Here is a 20,110-nt window from a genome sequence, read left to right as displayed (position 1 = left end):
GTTCAAGCCGCTTCGCTATGCCGAACTGGAAGCCGTCCTTCTTCATCGAGAGGGGCGGCTTTTCCTTTGTGTTCGGTCATCAGATCGCGGAAGAAGAACGGGCCGTGCAGGAACATGCCGAAATCGTAGAAGTTCTTCTTCTCCGCCCCGCGCATGTAAAGCAGATGCATCAGGAAGAAATTGCCCTTCGACCGCTTGTAGCGGTTTTCGCTGTGCACGTTCTTGAAGCGGATGCGGTTGATAAGCGGCGGGTTGGTGGTCTCTAGCTTCAGAACCTTGGCCGGGTCCGAGCCGTAGAAGTGGATAATGTCGGTCAGCACCTGGAATTCCGACCACAGGACCGGGCTTTCCTCGATCACTACGCGCACGTCCTCGCGCAATGATTTCGCCTTGGGATGGAGAGCGATCATCATCAGGCATGAGCCGATGGCGAGCAGCGACACGGGCTGTTTTGCCAGAAGATCGGGACGCACACGCTGCAGGTCGGCAAGCGCCTCCACTGCCGGAACCGTGCCAAGACTATGCGCAACGATGATGACCTCATCAGCATTGCTGGCTTCGATCTTCTGCTTCAGGGCTTCCGCAAAAGCCTTGCGCCGCTGGTTGAGCTTCTCGTTGCGCCCGTGGATACGATCATAGGCCGCAGACCAGTCGTCGAGCAGATAGGACATGAAAAACCGGTCGCCGGGTTTGCGCACGAGCAGGGTTGCGAGGACGGCGGCAAGTGGAACCGACCACAGAAGATGCAGCGCGGAAAGGCCTGCTGCCATCGGTGTGAAAGCGAGCAAGGCTGCGATAGCCAGAATCGCCAGCGACAGCAGAAATGGCCACAGGAAAAACAGGACAAAGCGCCAGCTCGTCGTCAGATAGCGCCACAGCGTTCCGGTGAAGAGGATGTTCAGGAATGCGTGAAAGCCGGTCAGCATCCGCTTCGGTGTGGAGCGCGCGGCGTAATCGTCAAAAATATCCGCAGTGCCGAACTGGCAGAATTCGGTTTCCGTCTGCCAGCCATTGCCCACGGTGACGGCAGTGGTCGTGCCGCAATCGTCAGGCTCCTCGGTCATGGGCGGAAGCTTGGTCTTTGCCTTCCACAGGCGGTCGAAATCCTTCAGGGCCTGCGCGTGGCGCACGCGGACGGCTTTCGGGTGCAGACCTTCATAGCCTGTGAACTGGATAACGAGTCGTTTGCGGAGGGGCATCAGGAGAATCGGATAAATTGAGAGGAGGCATTATCGGTTTGCTGGCAAAATGCTATGCATAGCTATTGAGGCCGAATTATGCGGGAAACGCGTGCCGCTTAGCCTATTCGCGCGGTTGCGGCCATAGTAATTCGTGTGCAAGCCGGTATTTCACGCAAGCCGGTGGGCAAAGTTGCATCTTGAGGTGGACAGGCTAGGCTCTTTCTGGTATTAGCCACGACCAATTTGCAGCGTATCCGTTGCGAAGCTTGGGAGCCTTTGGGCGTTGCTCGGCCGGTCAGACCGGCTGAAATCGTTAAAAGACCCCCTAACGGCCTCAGGCTTAACCGAAATTCTAACCGATACGGGAATACACGTGCAGGTACTCGTCCGCGATAATAATGTTGATCAGGCTCTCCGCGCTCTCAAGAAAAAGATGCAGCGCGAAGGTATCTTCCGCGAAATGAAGATGCGCGGCCACTATGAAAAGCCGTCCGAAAAGCGCGCTCGCGAAAAGGCAGAAGCCGTTCGTCGTGCACGCAAGCTGGCCCGTAAGCGCGCTCAGCGTGAAGGCCTCATCGGCGGCCGTCCGGGCGCTCGCTGATCGACCTTGAAAACAGGCGCTGCTGGACAGCGCCTTTTTTGCTTTCCGGTGCTGGCTTCAGCTTGCGCCGGATTTTGCACGTTTTGACTTCAGATATTTGAGGTTGTTTCCCGCGCAGTGTGAAGCGATTTTATGTCGGCTAGTGGATTGAATTTGACGTTTGATACCCGTCCGACATTAATCCCGTTTCAAACGTCGGAATCAGACCACTAGATGTATTTTCATAACTTCGAGCCTCTATTTTTAATGCAGCGTTACGAAAAGTTTCTGGACTTCTTGCACGCCATTATGTGTAAAAACAAATAATTAGGATATTCAACTGTCAGGCGGGTTATCCGAAGGCAAGCCAAGCTTAAGAACATGCCGCCTTTTTGCTGTTTTTATCTGCTGGTTGAGACCAGTATAATACCGTAACAGACAGAATAGCCCGGCATGAATTAGCTCCGGAAACCGGGCTGGCACGGGATGGAAAAGAGGCAGAAGGGCCTTGCGCCCCTATGCGAGCTGAAAGGAATGCAGTCGTTGCCCACGCGCTTGAAGATGATGCAATCGTCTGGAACAGGTCGAAACGGCCTTCTCATTGCCGCCGCACTTCTGGCTTTGACCGTTGCCGGCTGCCAAAGCTCCACAACCACCGCACTCAGCACTGTCGATAAGGCGCAGGGGTCGAGCGAGAACATCAGTTCGCTGACAAGCGTGATCCAGAGCAATCCGCGCGATCCGGAAGGCTACAATGTGCGTGGTTCCGCCTATGGCAAGTCCGGGCGCTACAAGGAAGCGCTGCGCGATTTCGATCAGGCAATAGCGCTCAACCCGAATTTCTATCAGGCCTATGCCAATCGCGCGCTGGTCTATCGCTATATGGGCGACAGCACCAAGGCCGTGCAGGATTACAGCAAGGCCATCCAGCTTAATTCGCAATATGACGCTGCCTATATCGGGCGCGGCAATGTCTATCGTCAGGCTGGTCGTCTTGATCAGGCGCTCAGCGACTTCAATCAGGCTATTGCCCTGCAGACCACCGACGGTCGCGCTTACCATAATCGCGGCCTGATCTATCAGGCCAAGGGCCAGCACAAGCAGGCCATCGAGGATTTCTCCAAGGCAATTTCGCTCAATTCCACGGCACCGGAACCTTATAACGGTCGCGGCATTTCCTATGTGGCGCTCGGCGACTACGACAATGCCTTCGATGATTTCAACACAGCCATTACGCTCGATCAGAATATTGCGGAAAGCTGGGCCAATCAGGCGCTTGTCTACGAGCACAATGGCGACAAGGCCAAGGCTGCGAATTCCTATTCGCGCGCGGTACAGCTTGATCCGAAATACCAGCCTGCAAAAGACGGTCTGGCCCGCACACGCGGATAACCTTCGATATTATCAAGAATTGAAGAGTGATAGCGGCGTTTTCCAAAATCGAAAGCGCCGCTTTTCTTTATAGTTGGCCGCGATATATTGAATCTTATGTCGCTCTTCGATCACATCGGTTTCAAAGCCCGTAACGTCAATCGCAGCCTTTCCTTTTACGAAAGCTGCATGCCTGAACTTGGCCTGGAGGTCATTGCCCGATCAGGCAGCGGTTTCTTCGTCAGCGGGGGAGAGCGGGCGCCGGTTCCGTTTCTGTGGATCCATGGCAGCCACGATGGTGCAGGCGCTGGCGAGGACAAGCCCGGCGACCGCCTGCACCTGATGTTTACAGCCGGAAGCCGCGAGGCGGTGGAGGCGTTTCATGAGGCCGCGCTGAAGGCAGGCGGCAGGGATAGCGGCGGCCCGGGCTATCAGGGACCGGAAGAGATGGGCTATTACGCGGCACTGGTCTTCGATCCCGACGGAAACACGCTGGAAGCGGGTTTCCGCGAGAGGAAAAGATAAACGGACCAGTAAAGGGTCAGGCGCGCAGGTTGCGCTTGTCCAGACGGCTCACCAGCCGGTCGCCGATCCACTGGATGCCGCAAACCATGATGATGAGGATGATCACGACTGCGATCATGATCTGCGTCTCAAAGCGCTGATAGCCATAGCGAATGGCAAGATCGCCGAGACCGCCAGCACCGATGGCGCCCGCCATTGCCGATGCGCCGACCAGAGTGATGATCGTGACCGTGAAGCCCGCGATGATGCCCGGCAGGGCTTCCGGAACCAGCACTTCGCGCACGATGGTCCAGCGGTTTGCACCCATGGAGCGCGCGGCTTCGATGAGGCCGTGGTCCACTTCACGCAACGACACTTCCGCAATACGCGCATAATAGGGAATAGCGGCAATGGAAAGCGGCACGATGGAGGCCCATGTGCCGATGGACGTGCCGACGATGAAGCGCGTGACGGGAATGAGCGCCACCAGCAGAATGATGAACGGAACCGAGCGGAAGCCATTGATGATGGCGCCGAGGATCGTGTTCAGCGTCAGGTTCTGTGCGAGGCCACCCCGTTCAGTCAGGATCATGATGAGGGCAAGCGGCAGACCGACGACGAGCGAGATCAGGCTCGAAAAGCCGGTCATGATGATGGTCTCCCAGAAGGAGCGCCAGAGAAGATCAAGCATCGCCTGAGACATAGCCGAGTACCTCCGTGGCGTCTGCATGGGTGTTGAGATAGGTGATTGCGGCGTCGAGTTTCGCCTTGTCCTCAGCGGGCAGGCCGATGAAGAGCGTGCCGACCGGCTCACCCTGGATCGTATCCATGCTGCCGTGGATCAGCTGCGGTGCCACGCCGGTGGCAGCGGAAACATCGTTGAAGAAAGCGCCTTTTGCGGCTGCGCCTGACAGCTTTACCTTCAGCACGGCGAGGGCGCCGGATTTTTCCAGCTGGTCGCGCCAGACGGCAGGCAGTTCCGGCGTCAGCACCTGCAACATGCTTTGCGTGACGGGCGATTGCGGATTGGCAAAGACTTTCCAGACCGGACCTTCCTCGGCGATAGCGCCGTGGTCGAGCACGATGACGCGGTCGGCAATGCGGCGGATGACTTCCATCTCATGCGTGATGAGCAGGATGGTAAGGCCGAGCTTGGTGTTGATGTCTTTCAGCAGCGCGAGAATGGACTGCGTGGTTTCCGGGTCGAGCGCGGATGTCGCTTCGTCCGAAAGCAGCACAGCCGGTTCGGCAGCAAGGGCGCGGGCAATGCCGACGCGCTGTTTCTGACCACCGGAAAGCTGGGCTGGGTAATGCTTTGCCTTGTCGGAAAGGCCAACCAGTTCCAGAAGTTCCGCAACACGCCTGGCGCGTTCGGCCTTCGGCTTGCCCGCGATCTTCAGCGGCAAAGCGATGTTTTCCGCAACCGTCTTGGCCGAAAGCAGATTGAAATGCTGGAACACCATGCCGATGCGGCGGCGCAAGGGGCGCAGTGCGTCTTCGCCAAGACCAGTGATTTCGCGACCTTCGATCAGGATCGAACCGGCATCCGGCTTTTCAAGGCCGTTGACGCAACGGATCAGCGTGGACTTGCCCGCGCCGCTGCGACCGATGATGCCGAGAATTTCGCCGCGCGCGACGGAAAGCGAAACGCCGTTGATAGCTGCCGTATCGCCGAACATTCGGCGCACGTCTTTCATCTCGACGATGGGCGCTGATGTGGCGGGTGGCTTTTCAATGGTCACGGTCGTTTCTTCTATGTCTGGATAGGCCGCTGCGAACAGCGGCTGTTTTATTAAGGTTCAAGGAAGGATGATGCCTCGCTCAAGCCATCAGCTTTTGCTGTGGCGATGCTTTAGGGCAATTTTTGTCGGTACGTCAATAAAAGCCGCGCCGGAAATGGTTCCGGCGCGGTCTTTCAAGCTTCAAAAGCGATTATTTCCAGGCCGGGATGCCGGTGCCCTTGTAGGCACGGTCGATTTCGGCCTTCACGGCGTCGTTCTGGAACGAAGCCACGAGGTTTTTCACCCATTCGGCGTTTTCATCTTCGGTGCGGACCGCGATGAAGTTGTTGTACGGGTTGTTTTCCTTCGATTCCCAGCCGATTGCCTCTTCCTTCTTGAGGCCTGCCTTTGCTGCCCAATCGTTGTTCACGATGGCTGCATCGAGGTCATCGATGGAACGGCCGACAACACCGGCGTCGAGTTCCTTGATCTCAAGCTTCTTCGGATTTTCGACGATGTCGATCGGCGTGGCCAGAATGCCTGCATCCGGCTTCAGCTTGATGAGGCCTTTTTCTTCGAGAACGCGAAGGGCGCGGCCTTCGTTCGACGGATCGTTCGGCACGCCGACGACCGCGCCTTCCTTCAGCTCGTCAAGGCTCTTGTGCTTGCGCGAATAGATGCCGATCGGCCAGACGGCGGTGTAGCCGGCGACGCTGATCTTGTAGCCGTGCTGCTTGACCTGCTCATCGAGATAAGGCTTGTGCTGGAAGGCGTTGGCGTCGATTTCCTTGCGTTCCAGAGCTTCATTCGGCTGGTTGTAATCGTTGAAGGTCACGCGCTCGATGTTGAGGCCGTGCTTCTTGCCTTCTTCGGCAACGACTTTCCAGACGTCTTCGTCTTCACCGCCCATGATGCCGACCTTGATGGTCTTGTCTTCTGCGTGGCTCGGTGCCGACGCGAAGCCGACAGTCAGTGCGGCTGCGGTGAAGAGAAGGGCTTTCAGACCGGCGCGACGGGTCAGCGTGTAGCGGGAAAGGACTGACGACATTTTGTTTTCCTTGTTTAAAAACTTTGGAGAGCCGGTCCCGGAAAGCGATCTTTTGAGATGATCTTTCTCCCCCTGCCCACCTTGTTGCCGATAATTCCCTTTTGTCAGGCAATAAACAAGGAAAATTATTTCAGAATTTGCCGAAGTCATGATGCCGAAATTGCGTTCACGAGACGGTGAGCGGATTGTCATTTCCGCTGACCGGGCACTCGGAAATCTGGTTCTAGCGGTTATCGGCGATAATCATCTGTGCGGCCTTCTCGGCGATCATGAGAGTCGGCGAGTTGGTGTTGCCGGAAGTGATGGTCGGCATGACCGAGGCGTCGGCAACGCGCAGGCCCGCAATGCCGTTGAAGCGCAGGCGCGGATCGACGATTGCTTCCGCATCCTGCCCCATGCGGCAGGTGCCGACCGGATGGAAAATCGTGGTGCCGATATCGCCCGCCGCCTTTTCCAGCTGCTCCTGCGTTTCGTAAGCAGGGCCGGGCTTGAATTCCTCCGGGCGGAACTTCTGCAATGGAGCCTGTGCCACGATATGGCGCGTGATGCGGATGGCGTCGGCGGCAACGCGGCGGTCGCTTTCGGTGGCGAGATAATTCGGCCTGATCGCCGGTTGTGAACGATGATCCGGTGACTTGATGTGGATCGAGCCGCGGCTATCAGGGCGCAGATTGCACACGCTTGCCGTGAAGGCAGGGAAGGGGTGCACCGCCTCGCCGAATTTTTCCAGACTGAGCGGCTGCACGTGATATTGCAGATTGGCGGTCTCGTAGGACGGGTCGGAGCGGGTGAAGACGCCGAGCTGGCTTGGAGCCATCGACATAGGCCCCGAACGGCGCAGCAGATATTCCAGCCCGATCATTGCCTTGCCGACAAGCTTGCTCGCCTTTTCGTTGAGCGTCGGAATACCGGCGACCTTATATGCGCAGCGCAATTGCAGGTGATCCTGCAGGTTTTCGCCGAGTTGCTTGCGCTCCAGCTTGATCGGGATACCCGCTTGCTGCAGCACGTCGCCGCGCCCGATGCCCGACAATTCGAGAATTTGCGGCGAGCCGACCGCACCGGCAGCAAGAATGACCTCACGCTTTGCCTTCACCGTGCGGGTGGTACCGTTCTGGTCGAAGGTGACGCCGGTGGCACGCAACTCCTCGATCTCGATGCGGCGCACATGCGCGCCGGTTTCGACGGTGAGGTTCTTGCGATCCAATGCCGGGCGCAGAAAGGCCTTGGCCGTGTTCCAGCGAATGCCGCGCTTCTGGTTGACCTTGAAATAGGACACGCCTTCATTGTCGCCGCGATTGAAATCGTCGGTGGCGGGGATGCCCGCCGAGACGGCTGCATCGCGGAAGGCATCCAGAATATCCCAGTGCAGGCGAGCGCTCTCGACGCGCCATTCGCCGCCCGAACCATGCAGATCGCTGGCGCCTGCAAAATAATCTTCTGATTTCTTGAAGAGTGGCAGGATATCGTCCCAGCCCCAGCCTTCGCATCCGGCCTGACGCCACAGATCGTAGTCGCGGGCCTGACCGCGCATATAGATCATGCCGTTGATGGAGGAGCAGCCGCCCAATACCTTGCCGCGCGGATAGCCGAGCGAACGACCGTTCAGCCCCGGTTCGGCCTCCGTGGTAAAGCACCAGTCGGTGCGCGGATTGCCGATGCAATAGAGATAGCCGACCGGGATGTGGATCCAGGCGTAATTGTCCTTTCCGCCTGCCTCCAGCAGCAGCACGGAGCGGTTCTGGTCTGCGGAAAGCCGGTTCGCGAGGGCGCAACCTGCCGTGCCCGCGCCAACCACGATGTAATCGTAGGTGTCGGTCATGATCTCATATCCAGTAAAAGGCGGAGCCGCTATCGAACGAGCGTGCGGCTCCCGAAATGTTGGTTAGCCGAAGAGTTTCTTTCCAATTCGCGATGCATAGAACTCGCCTACGATTCCCTTACGGAAGAGGAGGACGCATGCCATGAAGATGACGCCCGTCACGATCGTTACCGGGAAGTCGGATGTTGCGAGATAGTTCTGCAGCGCAACGACGAAGGCAGCGCCGACGATGGGGCCTATGAGTGTTCCGATACCGCCCAGAAGCGTCATGAGGATCACTTCGCCCGACATCTGCCAGCCGACATCGGTCAGCGTTGCAAACTGGAAGACAAGCGCCTTCAGGCCGCCTGCAAGACCCGCGAGTGCTGCCGACATGACGAAGGCTGCAAGCTTGTAGCGGTTGACGGAATAGCCGAGCGAAACCGCGCGGTTCTCGTTTTCGCGTACCGACTTCAGGATCATGCCGAAGGGCGAATTGATGATGCGCCAGATGACGAAGACGCCAAGAACGAACACGGCCAGCACGAAATAATACATGTTCATCGGCTGGTTGAGGTCGATGATGCCGAAGAGATATCCACGCGGCACACCCTGCAATCCGTCTTCGCCATGGGTGAAGGTGGCTTGCAGGCAGAAGAAGAAGAACATCTGCGCCAATGCCAGCGTAATCATCGTCGAATAGATGCCCTGGCGGCGAATGGCGAGATAACCGATCACGAGGCCAAGGGCGGCTGCGGCGAGAACGCCGAGTACGAGACCGAGTTCCGGCGTAACGCCCCAGACTTTCACCGTATGGGCCGTGATATAGGCCGCGCCGCCGAAGAAGGCTGCATGGCCGAAGGACAGAATGCCGGTATAGCCCAACAGAAGGTTGAAGGCAGAGGCGAACAGCGCAAAGCACAGCATCTTCATCAGGAAGATGGGGTAGACCATGAAGGGCGCTGCCAGTAGTCCCACAAGGGCAATGCCGAGGACGATGACCGAGAGGCTGTTGACGGCAGGCGCCTTGCTTTCGCGCGGGGCTGCGGTGGCCCTGAGAGCGGTCTTGAGAGCAGTATCAGCCATATCAGGCCTCCTTCCCGAACAGTCCGGCGGGTCGAACCAGAAGGACGATAGCCATGATGACGAAGATGACGATGCTGGAAGCCTCGGGGTAGAAGACCTTGGTGAGGCCTTCCGCCAGTCCCAGCACATAACCGGTGATGATGGCGCCAAGGATCGAGCCCATGCCGCCGACGACCACCACGGCAAAGACCACGATGATGATGTTGGACCCCATCAGCGGGCTGACCTGATAGATCGGCGCGGCCATGATGCCCGCAACACCGGCAAGCGCTGCACCCAGCGCATAGGTGAAGGTGAGCAGCAGCGGCACATTGATGCCGAAGGCCTTGACCAAAGTGGGGTTTTCCGTCGCGGCACGCAGATAGGCGCCAAGCTTGGTCTTTTCGATCAGGAGCCAGGTGCCGAGGCAGACGAAAAGCGAGGCGACGACCACCCAGGCGCGATAGTTCGGCAGGAACATGAAGCCGAGATTGTGCCCGCCCGCAAGCGAGGGCGGCACGGCATAGGGCTGACCGGCAGCGCCATAATAATAGCGGAACGTGCCTTCGATCACGAGGGCAAGGCCGAAGGTGAAGAGCAGGCCATAGAGCGGATCGAGATTGTAGAGCCGCGACAGGGCCACGCGCTCGATGATCGCGCCACCGAGGCCGACGATAAGCGGGGCGAGGATCAGCGCTGGCCAGTAGCCGATGCCAAGCCAGCTCAACAGCAGATAGCCGACAAAGGCACCCAGCATATATTGCGCGCCATGGGCGAAATTAATGATGCGCAGAAGCCCGAAGATGATGGCAAGGCCGAGACTTAGCATGGCATAGAAGGAGCCGTTGATGAGGCCGACCAGCAGCTGCCCGAGAAGTGCCTGCAAAGGTATTCCAAAAATCATTGTCATCGTGTCATACCCCCAGCGCTTCGTTGAGCGCCGCCATGCGGGCGGGCAGTTCGGCGGTGGGGAAGTTTTCCGTCACCACGCCATGATCCATGAGATAAAAGCGGTCGGCGACCTTGGCGGCGAAGCGGAAATTCTGCTCGACCAGCAACACCGTCATGCCACGTTTTTTCAACTCCACCAGCACATCGCCGATGCGCTGCACGATAACGGGCGCAAGACCTTCGGTCGGCTCGTCGAGCAGCAGCACCTTGACCCCGGTGCGCAGGATGCGCGCAATTGCCAGCATCTGCTGTTCGCCACCCGAAAGCTTGGTGCCGGGGCTGTTGCGGCGCTCATGCAGATTGGGAAAGAGTTCGTAGATTTCGTCAAGCGACATCGTGCCCTGACTGCCTTTGGCGACGACAGGCGGCAAAAGCAGGTTTTCATGCACGCTCAAGGTGGCAAAGATGCCGCGCTCTTCGGGCACAAAACCGAGACCGGCATGGGCGATGCGATGCAGCGGCACGCGCATGATGTCCTTGCCGTCGAGCGTGATGGTGCCGGTGCGCTTGCGGATGATGCCCATGATGGCACGCAGCGTCGTCGTCTTGCCGACGCCGTTGCGGCCAAGAAGCGTTATGGTTTCGCCGGGCCAGATATCGAGGTCGACGCCGTGCAGGGCATGGCTTTCGCCATACCAGGCATTGAGCCCGCGCACGGATAATAGCGGTTGGCCTCTATTCATGTTCGGTTCCCATATAGGCGGTGCGCACGCGCTCGTCCTTGGAGACGGTGGCATAATCGCCGGAGGCGAGAATTTCGCCGCGCTGCAGCACCGTGACGTGGTGGGCAATGTCGGCCACCACCTTGAGATTGTGTTCGACCATCAAGACCGCGCGATCCTTCGCCACATCGGCAATGAGGGCGGCAATGGTATGGACATCTTCATGGCCCATGCCCGCCATCGGCTCATCGAGCAGCAGAACCTTCGGATCGAGCGCCAGCGTGGTGGCGATTTCGAGCGCGCGCTTGCGGCCATAGGACAGATCGGCGGCCAGCGCATGACGGGCATCGGCAAGGCCGACCCGCTCCAGAAGCTCGATGGCCTGCGCGTCGAGCCGGTCGAGTGCTGACAGCGAGCGCCAGAACTGTGTGGCAAGCCCATTGGGACGCTGCAATGCGACCTTTACATTTTCCAGCACGGTCAGGTGCGGAAAGGTGGCCGAAATCTGGAACGAGCGCACCAAACCCATGCGGGCCACCTTGGCCGGATCGGTCTTGGTGATGGTTTCGCCCAGAAGTGTGATCTCGCCACTCGATGGCTGCAAGAACTTGGTCAGGAGGTTGAAAACAGTGGTCTTGCCTGCACCGTTGGGGCCGATCAACGCGTGAACACGAGCATGTTCCACATCGAGGTCGACATTCTTGACTGCATGAAAGCCGCCAAAAGACTTGCCCAGTCCGCGTGCCGACAGAACGGTCTTGCCGGATGAGCCGCCATCGTTCGGCCCTGCTTCATGCAGGGCCGTCATATTGCCAGTTGCTGCGTTCATTCAACCAGCCTCTTTTTACTGCGTTACCAGCGGGCAGCCGCTTTCTTCCGGCTTCATGTAGGCCTGATCGCCGGGAATGGTTGCAAGAACCTTATAGTAATCCCAAGGCGCCTTGCTTTCATCAGGCTTCTTCACTTCCATCAGATACATGTCGTAGATCATGCGTCCGTTGGCACCGACCTTGCCGTGACGGGCAAAGACGTCCTCGACCGGCATTTCATGAAGCTTCTTGGCAACGGCCTCGGTTTCGTCGGTCCCGGCTTCCTTGATCGCCTTCAGATATTGGGTGACAGCGGAATAGGTGCCTGCCTGAATCATGTTCGGCATACGGCCCGTGCGCTCGAAGAATCGCTTGCCGAATTCGCGCGATTCATCGTCGCGATCCCAGTAGAAACCTTCGGTCAGCGTCAGGCCTTGAGCGGCTTCGAGGCCGAGACCGTGCACTTCCGACAGGGTAAAGAGCAGGGCCGCGAGGCGCTGGCCACCGGCGACGATGCCGAATTCAGCCGCCTGCTTGATGGCGTTGGACGTGTCGAGACCTGCATTGGCAAGGCCGACCACCTTGGCGCCGGAGGCCTGTGCCTGCAGCAGGAAGGAGGAATAATCGGTGGTTGCCAGCGGGTGGCGCACGGAACCCAGAACCTTGCCGCCCTTGGATTCGACGAATTTGCTTGTCTGCTCTTCCAGCGAATAGCCGAAAGCATAGTCGGCAGTGAGGAAGTACCAGGTATCGCCGCCCTGCTGCACAAGCGAGCCGCCGGTGCCGACTGCAAGCGCATGGGTGTCATAGGCCCAATGGAAGCCATAAGGCGTGCACTGCTTGCCGGTCAGTTCCGACGTGGCCGCACCTGTGTTGATGGTGATCTTCTTCTTGTCCTTGGACAGGGCCTGTACGGCGAGGCCGACCGACGAGGTTGTCAGTTCCATGATGGAATCGACCTGCTCGGTGTCGTACCACTGGCGCGCGATGTTCGAGGCGACGTCCGGCTTGTTCTGGTGGTCCGCCGTGATGATCTCAATCGGCGCATCGAGCACTTTGCCCCCGAAATCTTCAGCCGCCATCTTGGCAGCCTCGAACGACCATTTGCCGCCGAAGTCGGCATAAACGCCGGATTGATCGTTCAGAATGCCGATCTTGACCTTGCCGTCGGAAATTTCCGCTGCCGACGAGATAGCCGTGGCGGCGAAAAGCGCTGCCGTTGCAAGTGCGAGACATTTCATGAAGTGCTCCTCCCAATAACACCAAAACCGCCACGGAAAACCCGCACGGCATTCTTCAGAGCGCCATGCATCCTTACGGACGTACAAACGACGCTCTAAACTATTGAATCTACGCATTGTGCTTTCTGAAAATCGATTCCGATTTTCCGGCCAATGCTGTAGTGAAGCAGTCTTTCGAGATCAGGAAACGGCTTTTCCTCTGTGCCGTTAGCCCTCTGCTTCCGCCCGATTTGTTCCTCCGCCCCGGGCGTTTCTTTCTTTGTTGCAGCTCCTGACGCAAACCTGTCTAGCATTTTCGATGGAGCTACTTTTTGAAACGGTAGCATTGACAAATGCGTACACGAACAACAATTTTTGAACACCGTCTGTTCGAAAACGTACAGACAGAGAGGCAGGAGCCACCGCAACTGTTTGGGAGGGGTGCATGCGGCAGTTCACATGGGACGATCTGCAATATTTTCTGGCGGTTGCGCGCACCGGCCAGCTCTCCACGGCGGCGCGGCAATTGCGCACCAGCCATGTCACTGTTCTGCGCCGGATCGACCGGCTGGAACAGGCCCTTGCGACCAAGCTTTTCGAGCGCAATCCGCGCGGTTATCTGCTGACGCCCATCGGTGAACGGCTGGTGAACTCTGCCGAGGTCATGGAGCGCGAGGCGATGAAATTCCAGACCGAGGCTACCGGCAATCTGGCGGCGCTGTCAGGTGTCGTGCGTCTCTCGACGCTGGAAGGTTTCGGCAATTTCTTTCTTGCCGACCGTCTGCCTGTGCTGGCGCAATCCTATCCGAGCCTGTTCGTGGAAGTGGTGACGATCCAGCAGATCATGTCGCTGTCGCGCCGCGAGGCGGAATTGTCGATCACGCTGCATATGCCGCGCACCGGTCCCTATCACAGCGAGAAGCTGACGCCCTATCGGCTCTTCATCTATGGTCATCGCGATTATCTGGAGCGGCATCCGCCGATCAGGACACGCGAGGACATGGCCCGGCATCCGTTCATTGGTTACATCGACGACATGGTGTTCACGCCCGGCCTGGATTACATGCGCGAAATCCTGCCAGGGCAGCGCTGCACCTATCAAAGTTCCAGTATTCATGCGCAACTGATCGCCACGCAGATTGGCTATGGCTTGTGCGTGCTGCCTTATTTCATCGCCAGCCGGCATCAGGAACTGGTTCCGGTTCTGCCGCGCGAGATGCATCTGGTGCGTGAATATTGGATGAGCTGTCACATCGATGTGGTGGCTGCACCGCGAATCCGGGTGCTGAGCGATTTCATGATCCGCGCTGTGCGCGAATCTTCAGCAATCTTCCTCGGGGAACCCCTGCTGAGGGCATGATATTGTCGTTCGTTACTGATCAGATAGTGCCGCCGCCAATGGCGAAAATGCAAGTAATGACGAGTGCGGTAAAGCCGAACCCGATAATGAATAGATTAAGCGTCTTCATGTCCCCTCCTTTTCAACCCGGAGGCGTTATGTTCGACTTATGGTAGAATGTCTACCTTAAATTGTAGTAGTCCAAACTAAAGTTGTATAACTGAATTTCAGACGGTTTCGCGCTCGATATCCCGGCGAAGCACGATTGCGGTAGTGAGATCCTCTACAGTTTCATGAGTGGCGATGAGATCACGCAGGCTGTTGAGGCGGTCTATGGTGGGGACTTCAACCTCGACGATCAAATCGAGCTGGCCACTCACCGACGATACCCGGCGCACCTCGGCGTGGCGCGCCAGCTCATCGAGGAGACCGAGTGCCGGTGTACGCTTGAGGCTGACCAGAATCATGGCGCGGATGACGTTCCTGTCGATCTGGCCGATGTCTGCCCTGTAACCGCGAATGACGCCATTTTTCTCAAGATTGGCGACACGCTCTCCGGTTGCACTGCGCGAAAGACCGATGCGTCCCGCCAGGGTTTTCAGCGGAATGCGCGCTTCCTTGGAGAGAATGGCCAATATCTCGCGATCCTTCGCATCCAGTTCCCGCATGGTCGGTTCTTTCGTACTATCGTAAATGTGCCGGTCCATTCCGGCAAAGTGCCGGTCTGACCGACGCCTTGTCTGATGCCTGAAAATCGCGGACATGCCAAGCTCATCCTGTTACTTCCCATTCATATTCAACCCGTGAAGTGCCTCCCATGACCGATATTTCGTATCCCGCCCCCGATTTTTCTCCGCAAGAGGCTGAAGTGCTGGCCCAGCTTCATTTCGGGGTGACGGCGAGTGCCTCGCCGCTCGACAGCGAGCGTGATCGCAATTTCCGGCTGAAGACGGGCAATGGATCGGGAGACTGGATTCTGAAAGTCGTGAATGCCAGTGAACCGCGCGTTGAAAGCGAATTCCAGACAGCGCTCCTGCAGCATCTGGCCAAGGCTGATCCGGCGCTCGCCGTACCGCGCCTGAAAGCGAGCCTGTCGGGGGAGGTACTGGCCTCTATCGAAAAGGAAAAGGGCAAGCCCCATGCGCTGCGGGTGGCAAGCTGGCTGCCGGGCACGCCGTTGGCCGAGGTCAAGCGCACCAAGGCGCTGATGCACAATCTGGGCGGTGCGCTGGGGCAGCTGGACCGCGCCTTGCAGGGCTTCATCCATCCGGGTGCCTTGCGCGATTTTGACTGGGATGTGCGCCACGCCGGACGGGCGCGTGACCGTCTGCATTTCATCGACAAGCCGGAAGACCGCGCTGTCGTCGAGCGCTTCCTTGTCCGTTTCGAGCGCGATATCGCGCCGAAGCTGCCGCTCCAGCGTGCACAGGTGATCCATAGCGATGCCAATGACTGGAATGTGCTGGTTGATCCGCAGGATAATGAACGTATTGCCGGGCTGATCGATTTTGGCGATGCGGTTCACACTGTTCTGGTTGCCGAAGTGGCGATTGCCGCTGCCTATTCCATTCTGGATATGGACGACCCGATTGGTGCAGCCGCAGCCCTCGCTGCCGGGTTCCATGCGAGATATCCGCTTTTGCCGCAGGAAATCGATCTCATATTCGATCTGATTGCGATGCGTCTCGTCACCAGCGTCACGCTGTCGGCTTCGCGCCGCGAAAAGACCGGTGACAATCCTTATCTTGCGATCAGCGAAGCACCTGCATGGCGGCTTCTGCACAAGCTTGATGCCATGAACCCGCGCTTCGCCACCGCCATCCTGCGCAAGGCATGCGGTTTCGATGCTGTAGACGGTGCTGGTGCGGTGCGTGAATGGATCAATGCCAACCGAAAGAACCTCGCCCCCATCGTTCGCCCGCATCCGGCGACGATGACCAAGGCGCTGGTGCCCTATGGCGACCCGGCTCATGTGATGACGGTCGATTCTGCCGGGCAGCGCCCAAAGGAAGCCACCGCCTGGTGGGATGATTTCTGCGCCCGCAACCATGTGCAGCTCGGCATCGGTCCATGGGGCGAAAAGCGTACTGTCTATACCGATGAGGCGTTTCGTTCACGCTTTGTCGAAGGCGAGCGGCGTGTCCACCATCTGGGCCTTGACCTGTTCATGCCTGCAGGCACGCCCGTCTACACGCCGCTTGCAGCTACTGTGAAAAGCGTCGAGATCGAGACCGCGCCACTTGGCTATGGCGGCCTGATTGCGCTGGAACATCAGCCGGAAGGCTGCCCGCCTTTCATCACGCTGTGGGGCCATATGGCGCATGAGGCTGTGTCCCGCCTGAAGCCGGGGCAGAAACTGGCCGCCGGTGATCTCGTCGGCCAGATGGGCGACATGCACGAGAATGGTGGCTGGACGCCGCATCTCCATTTCCAGATTTCGACGGATACCGGCCTCACGGCAGCGGAAATTCTGGGCGTCGGCGAACATGCCTATCTTGATGTCTGGGCCGATATCTTCCCGGATGCCGCAGTCCTTGCCGATATTCCGGCGGAAGCCTTCCACCAGACCGGTCGCACGCGCACCGAGATCGTCAGCGCCCGCAAGGATATTCTGCTGCCGAACCTCTCCATCTCCTACTCCGAGCCGATCAAGTTCGTGCGCGGTGAAGGCGCATGGCTGATCGATAATCGGGGCCGCGCCTATCTCGATTGCTTCAACAATGTCTGCCATCTCGGCCACGCTCATCCGCAGGTGGTGGAGGCGATTGCCAGACAGGCCGCGATCCTCAACACCAATACGCGCTATCTGCACGACAACATCGTTTCCTATGCGGAGCGCCTGACGGCGACTTTGCCCGAAGGTTTGACGGTGGCCTCGTTTGCCTGCTCGGGCAGTGAGGCGAACAGTCTGGCGCTGCGTATGGCACGTGCGCATTCGGGCCAGCGCGATGCGCTGGTGCTCGACTGGGCCTATCACGGTACAACGCAGGAGCTGATCGATCTCAGTCCCTATAAATACAAGCGCAAGGGCGGCAAAGGACGTCCGGATCACGTGTTTGAGGCCGTCATCCCCGACAGCTACCGCGCGCCGGAAAATTGGCCGCTGGCAGAACATGGCAAGCGCTTTGCTGAAAGTATTGCCGAGCAGATCGAGGCCATCAAAAGCCTTGGACGCGGCCCGGCTTATTTCATTGCCGAGTCGATCCCGAGCGTCGCCGGTCAGGTCTTCCTGCCGGAAGGCTATCTGCAGGAAGTCTACAAGATGGTGCGGGCGGCTGGTGGTGTCTGCATCGCGGATGAGGTGCAGGTTGGCTTCGGCCGTGTCGGCAGCCACTGGTGGGCGTTTGAAATGCAGGATGTGGTGCCGGATATCGTCACCATGGGCAAGCCTATCGGCAACGGCCATCCGATGTCGGCAGTGGTAACGACCCGTGAAATAGCCAGCAGTTTCAACAATGGCATGGAATATTTCAACACGTTTGGCGGCAATCCGGTTTCCTGCGCGGCAGGTCTGGCAGTGCTGGATGTCATTGAGCGCAACGATCTGCGCCGCAACGCGCTTGATATCGGCAACTATCTCATCGACGGGTTCCGCTCGATGCAGAAGCGCTTCGATATCATCGGTGATGTGCGCGGGCAGGGGCTGTTCCTCGGTATCGAACTGGTCACGGATCACAAGACCAAGGAACCGGCAACGGCTCTGGCCAAGAAGATCAATGATGGCGCGCGCGAACGCGGCATTCTGATGGGGACTGAAGGTCCGTTCGACAATGTCCTGAAAATGCGCCCGCCGATGATCTTCACGCGTGCCAATGCCGATCATCTGCTGAGCGTTCTGGAGGACAGCTTCGCGGCTGCACTGAAGTAGTTCGTAGTCGGATAACTGAACAAACAACAAGCCCGGCGGCGTGCTGCCGGGCAATGGATCGGCTTTTTCGAAATTCTGGGCCGAAACTCTGGGAGGAGGAACAATGAAAAAAATAGTTTTGGGTTCGTTGTTGGCGGCGGGCTTTGCCATGTCCGCTCAAACTGGGGCGCAGGCGGATACGCTTTCGACCGTGAAGGAGCGCGGCAAGATCAATTGCGGCGTCAGTCAGGGCGTTGCAGGCTTTTCGTCGCCAGACGATCAGGGCAAATGGACCGGCTTCGATATTGATTTCTGTCGTGCGGTATCGGCGGCAGTCTTTGGCGATCCTGACAAGGTGAGTTTCATTCCGCTTTCGACCAAGGAACGTTTCACGGCGTTGCAATCCGGCACGGTCGACCTGCTTTCGCGCCAGACCACCTGGACGCTTTCGCGTGATGCGGGCATGGGCATCCATTTCGTCGGCACCGCCTATTATGACGGTCAAGGTTTCATGATCCGTAAGGATCTGGGTATCGATAGCGCCTTGAAGCTCGACGGCGCTTCGGTCTGCACCGAGCAGGGCACGACTACCGAACAGAACGCCGCTGATTTTTTCAGCGCCAACAGTATCAAGTATGAACCGGTGGTGATCGATTCTGCCGATGGCATCCTGAAGGCATTTGAAACGGGTCGCTGTGATGTTTACACGACCGACGCGTCCGCACTTTATGCGCAACGTCTGAAGCTTGCCGAACCTGATGCTTTCACCGTTCTGCCGGAAGTGATTTCCAAGGAGCCGCTTGGACCTGCCGTCCGCCAGGGCGACGATAAATGGTTCAACATCGTTCGCTGGACGCTGTTTGCAATGCTTGAGGCCGAGGAACTGGGCATTACGCAAGCCTCAGCTGATGCGGATCTGAACTCCAAGAAGCCGGACGTGCGCCGTTTCCTCGGATCGGAAGGCGATAGCGGCCAACAGCTCGGCCTTGAGCCGAAATGGGCCTATAATGTCGTCTCCAAGATCGGCAATTATGGCGAAATGTTTGAACGCACCATCGGCAAGGGCAGCCTGCTCAAGATCGACCGCGGCATCAATGCGCTGTGGAACAAGGGCGGGCTTATGTATGCGCCGCCTGTAAAATAACCGGTTTACAGCTCTTCGAGCAGGTCGCCGGAGGCTTCGATATCACGCAGGCGCTTTCGTCCGGAAGCGCCTGCTTTTTCAATGGCCCGCGTGGTCAATAAATGGCAGAGCGCCATGACCGCAACGTGATTGAACAACGGGCCGGGCGCCAGTGTCTGGCAATGAAAATGCCATTGCGCGGAAGCCCGGAACGGCGCGCCTTCATCGGTGATGTAGAGAAGTTTCGCACCACGCTTTTCGATGGCGGCAAGGATGTCGTCCATTTTTGCAATACGGCGGCGAAGCGCGAAGACGATGACCATATCGTCGGGGCTGATGCTGGCAATATATTCGCCAAGTGTCTGGCCCGGTCCGGGAACCGCAACGATATTGTCCACCACCTGTATCATCTGCCATTGCAGATAGGCCGCAAAAGGCTGGCTGCTGCGAAAGCCGAATACCCATGTCTTGCGTGCGCCGAGCATTGCTTCCACAACGGCATCGATCTGTGTTTCGCGTATTGAAAGAAAGGTCTTTTCCAGATTGGCGATGCCCTGACCGACATGCGACGACAGGGACTGGCCGCTCTCCGCATCGGTGGCACTCGACAGAAACAGACGCGATCCCGTCTGTTTTTCCTCACGGGCATGGCGTCGGGATTCTTCATAGGTGTCATAACCGAGGCGCTGTACGAAACGCGTCACGGTCGCGTTGGAAACATGGGCGAGAGCTGCCAGTTCCGACGCCGAATAGCTCGCCAGTTCCCCTGGAAAATCACATACGAATTCACCCAGCCTTTTTTCGGCTGGCGGCAGTTCGTCCATCACGTCTCTTACGCGGGTCAGAAAGGACTTTTCGGTGGGTTTCATGTGCCGCCTGATGAAATCA

At 58.1% G+C, this 20,110-nt stretch carries 18 protein-coding genes; 6 read left to right on the top strand and 12 right to left on the bottom strand.

What is annotated here, in order from left to right:
• Positions 1-2: 2 nt before the first annotated feature.
• Positions 3-1,199 carry an alpha/beta hydrolase gene (locus AC1RHM_RS04870; RefSeq protein ID WP_010659457.1) on the bottom strand — a complete coding sequence of 399 codons (1,197 nt, stop codon included), beginning with the start codon at positions 1,197-1,199 and terminating at the stop codon, positions 3-5.
• A gap of 355 nt (positions 1,200-1,554) precedes the next feature.
• On the opposite strand from AC1RHM_RS04870, the gene rpsU reads away from it, so the two are divergent.
• From rpsU to AC1RHM_RS04855, 3 genes are all read left to right on the top strand, one after another.
• Complete coding sequence (rpsU, locus tag AC1RHM_RS04865; protein WP_010659458.1) at positions 1,555-1,782, top strand: 30S ribosomal protein S21; 228 nt, start codon at positions 1,555-1,557, stop codon at positions 1,780-1,782.
• A 513-nt stretch (positions 1,783-2,295) separates the two neighbouring features.
• Positions 2,296-3,153 carry a tetratricopeptide repeat protein gene (locus AC1RHM_RS04860; RefSeq protein ID WP_010659459.1) on the top strand — a complete coding sequence of 286 codons (858 nt, stop codon included), beginning with the start codon at positions 2,296-2,298 and terminating at the stop codon, positions 3,151-3,153.
• 96 nt (positions 3,154-3,249) lie between these two features.
• The gene (locus AC1RHM_RS04855) at positions 3,250-3,657 is read left to right on the top strand and encodes a VOC family protein (protein ID WP_010659460.1); all 408 of its coding nucleotides are present in this window, start codon (positions 3,250-3,252) and stop codon (positions 3,655-3,657) included.
• A 16-nt stretch (positions 3,658-3,673) separates the two neighbouring features.
• Here AC1RHM_RS04855 and AC1RHM_RS04850 read toward each other — a convergent pair whose 3' ends face one another.
• The 9 genes from AC1RHM_RS04850 to AC1RHM_RS04810 form a co-directional block, all read right to left on the bottom strand.
• Entirely contained in the window at positions 3,674-4,339 is a 666-nt protein-coding gene (locus AC1RHM_RS04850) for a methionine ABC transporter permease (RefSeq protein ID WP_010659461.1), read from the bottom strand.
• Positions 4,320-5,378 (bottom strand): methionine ABC transporter ATP-binding protein, encoded by a 1,059-nt coding sequence (locus AC1RHM_RS04845; protein ID WP_010659462.1) that lies wholly within the window; start codon positions 5,376-5,378, stop codon positions 4,320-4,322. Before AC1RHM_RS04845 ends, AC1RHM_RS04850 begins: the two co-directional genes overlap by 20 nt.
• Positions 5,379-5,568: 190 nt before the next feature.
• Complete coding sequence (locus AC1RHM_RS04840; RefSeq protein WP_010659463.1) at positions 5,569-6,405, bottom strand: MetQ/NlpA family ABC transporter substrate-binding protein; 837 nt, start codon at positions 6,403-6,405, stop codon at positions 5,569-5,571.
• A 223-nt stretch (positions 6,406-6,628) separates the two neighbouring features.
• A complete protein-coding gene (locus tag AC1RHM_RS04835; RefSeq protein ID WP_492332485.1) occupies positions 6,629-8,227 on the bottom strand; it encodes a GMC family oxidoreductase in 1,599 nt (532 codons plus the stop codon).
• Positions 8,228-8,290: 63 nt separating this feature from the next.
• Complete coding sequence (locus tag AC1RHM_RS04830) at positions 8,291-9,292, bottom strand: branched-chain amino acid ABC transporter permease (RefSeq protein ID WP_010659465.1); 1,002 nt, start codon at positions 9,290-9,292, stop codon at positions 8,291-8,293.
• A gap of 1 nt (position 9,293) precedes the next feature.
• Positions 9,294-10,181 (bottom strand): branched-chain amino acid ABC transporter permease, encoded by an 888-nt coding sequence (locus AC1RHM_RS04825; protein ID WP_010659466.1) that lies wholly within the window; start codon positions 10,179-10,181, stop codon positions 9,294-9,296.
• Between the two features lie 4 nt (positions 10,182-10,185).
• A complete protein-coding gene (locus AC1RHM_RS04820; protein WP_010659467.1) occupies positions 10,186-10,905 on the bottom strand; it encodes an ABC transporter ATP-binding protein in 720 nt (239 codons plus the stop codon).
• Entirely contained in the window at positions 10,898-11,713 is an 816-nt protein-coding gene (locus tag AC1RHM_RS04815) for an ABC transporter ATP-binding protein (protein ID WP_010659468.1), read from the bottom strand. Before AC1RHM_RS04815 ends, AC1RHM_RS04820 begins: the two co-directional genes overlap by 8 nt.
• Positions 11,714-11,728: 15 nt before the next feature.
• Positions 11,729-12,934 carry an ABC transporter substrate-binding protein gene (locus AC1RHM_RS04810; protein WP_010659469.1) on the bottom strand — a complete coding sequence of 402 codons (1,206 nt, stop codon included), beginning with the start codon at positions 12,932-12,934 and terminating at the stop codon, positions 11,729-11,731.
• Between the two features lie 424 nt (positions 12,935-13,358).
• Between AC1RHM_RS04810 and AC1RHM_RS04805 the strand changes: the two genes are divergently transcribed.
• Positions 13,359-14,273, top strand: coding sequence for a LysR family transcriptional regulator (locus tag AC1RHM_RS04805; RefSeq protein WP_010659471.1), 915 nt, complete (start codon positions 13,359-13,361; stop codon positions 14,271-14,273).
• A 206-nt stretch (positions 14,274-14,479) separates the two neighbouring features.
• On the opposite strand, the gene AC1RHM_RS04800 is transcribed toward AC1RHM_RS04805, so the two are convergent.
• Entirely contained in the window at positions 14,480-14,920 is a 441-nt protein-coding gene (locus AC1RHM_RS04800; RefSeq protein ID WP_010659472.1) for an Lrp/AsnC family transcriptional regulator, read from the bottom strand.
• Positions 14,921-15,069: 149 nt separating this feature from the next.
• Here AC1RHM_RS04800 and AC1RHM_RS04795 point away from each other — a divergent pair, with 149 nt between their 5' ends.
• Together AC1RHM_RS04795 and AC1RHM_RS04790 are read left to right on the top strand one after the other, a co-directional pair.
• Positions 15,070-18,120 (top strand): aminotransferase class III-fold pyridoxal phosphate-dependent enzyme, encoded by a 3,051-nt coding sequence (locus AC1RHM_RS04795; RefSeq protein ID WP_010659473.1) that lies wholly within the window; start codon positions 15,070-15,072, stop codon positions 18,118-18,120.
• Positions 18,121-18,223: 103 nt separating this feature from the next.
• Positions 18,224-19,243: an amino acid ABC transporter substrate-binding protein gene (locus tag AC1RHM_RS04790; protein ID WP_010659474.1), complete on the top strand. Its 1,020-nt coding sequence runs from the start codon at positions 18,224-18,226 to the stop codon at positions 19,241-19,243.
• Positions 19,244-19,248: 5 nt separating this feature from the next.
• Here AC1RHM_RS04790 and AC1RHM_RS04785 read toward each other — a convergent pair whose 3' ends face one another.
• Positions 19,249-20,091, bottom strand: coding sequence for a MurR/RpiR family transcriptional regulator (locus AC1RHM_RS04785; protein ID WP_010659475.1), 843 nt, complete (start codon positions 20,089-20,091; stop codon positions 19,249-19,251).
• Positions 20,092-20,110 lie beyond the last annotated feature (19 nt).

The organism is Brucella sp. GW823-FHT04E01, from assembly GCF_058796175.1.
The sequence above is the reverse complement of the archived record's forward strand: the minus strand, read 5'-3'. Positions and strand labels throughout refer to the sequence as shown.

Excerpts from the sequence above, each read along its gene's own strand:
- AC1RHM_RS04870 (WP_010659457.1), bottom strand. The coding sequence starts at position 1,199 with ATGCCCCTCCGCAAACGACTCGTTATCCAGTTCACAGGCTATGAAGGT.
- AC1RHM_RS04860 (WP_010659459.1), top strand. The coding sequence starts at position 2,296 with ATGCAGTCGTTGCCCACGCGCTTGAAGATGATGCAATCGTCTGGAACA.
- AC1RHM_RS04855 (WP_010659460.1), top strand. The coding sequence starts at position 3,250 with ATGTCGCTCTTCGATCACATCGGTTTCAAAGCCCGTAACGTCAATCGC.
- AC1RHM_RS04850 (WP_010659461.1), bottom strand. The coding sequence starts at position 4,339 with ATGTCTCAGGCGATGCTTGATCTTCTCTGGCGCTCCTTCTGGGAGACC.
- AC1RHM_RS04840 (WP_010659463.1), bottom strand. The coding sequence starts at position 6,405 with ATGTCGTCAGTCCTTTCCCGCTACACGCTGACCCGTCGCGCCGGTCTG.
- AC1RHM_RS04835 (WP_492332485.1), bottom strand. The coding sequence starts at position 8,227 with ATGACCGACACCTACGATTACATCGTGGTTGGCGCGGGCACGGCAGGT.
- AC1RHM_RS04830 (WP_010659465.1), bottom strand. The coding sequence starts at position 9,292 with ATGGCTGATACTGCTCTCAAGACCGCTCTCAGGGCCACCGCAGCCCCG.
- AC1RHM_RS04825 (WP_010659466.1), bottom strand. The coding sequence starts at position 10,181 with ATGACAATGATTTTTGGAATACCTTTGCAGGCACTTCTCGGGCAGCTG.
- AC1RHM_RS04820 (WP_010659467.1), bottom strand. The coding sequence starts at position 10,905 with ATGAATAGAGGCCAACCGCTATTATCCGTGCGCGGGCTCAATGCCTGG.
- AC1RHM_RS04815 (WP_010659468.1), bottom strand. The coding sequence starts at position 11,713 with ATGAACGCAGCAACTGGCAATATGACGGCCCTGCATGAAGCAGGGCCG.
- AC1RHM_RS04810 (WP_010659469.1), bottom strand. The coding sequence starts at position 12,934 with ATGAAATGTCTCGCACTTGCAACGGCAGCGCTTTTCGCCGCCACGGCT.
- AC1RHM_RS04805 (WP_010659471.1), top strand. The coding sequence starts at position 13,359 with ATGCGGCAGTTCACATGGGACGATCTGCAATATTTTCTGGCGGTTGCG.
- AC1RHM_RS04800 (WP_010659472.1), bottom strand. The coding sequence starts at position 14,920 with ATGCGGGAACTGGATGCGAAGGATCGCGAGATATTGGCCATTCTCTCC.
- AC1RHM_RS04795 (WP_010659473.1), top strand. The coding sequence starts at position 15,070 with ATGACCGATATTTCGTATCCCGCCCCCGATTTTTCTCCGCAAGAGGCT.
- AC1RHM_RS04790 (WP_010659474.1), top strand. The coding sequence starts at position 18,224 with ATGAAAAAAATAGTTTTGGGTTCGTTGTTGGCGGCGGGCTTTGCCATG.
- AC1RHM_RS04785 (WP_010659475.1), bottom strand. The coding sequence starts at position 20,091 with ATGAAACCCACCGAAAAGTCCTTTCTGACCCGCGTAAGAGACGTGATG.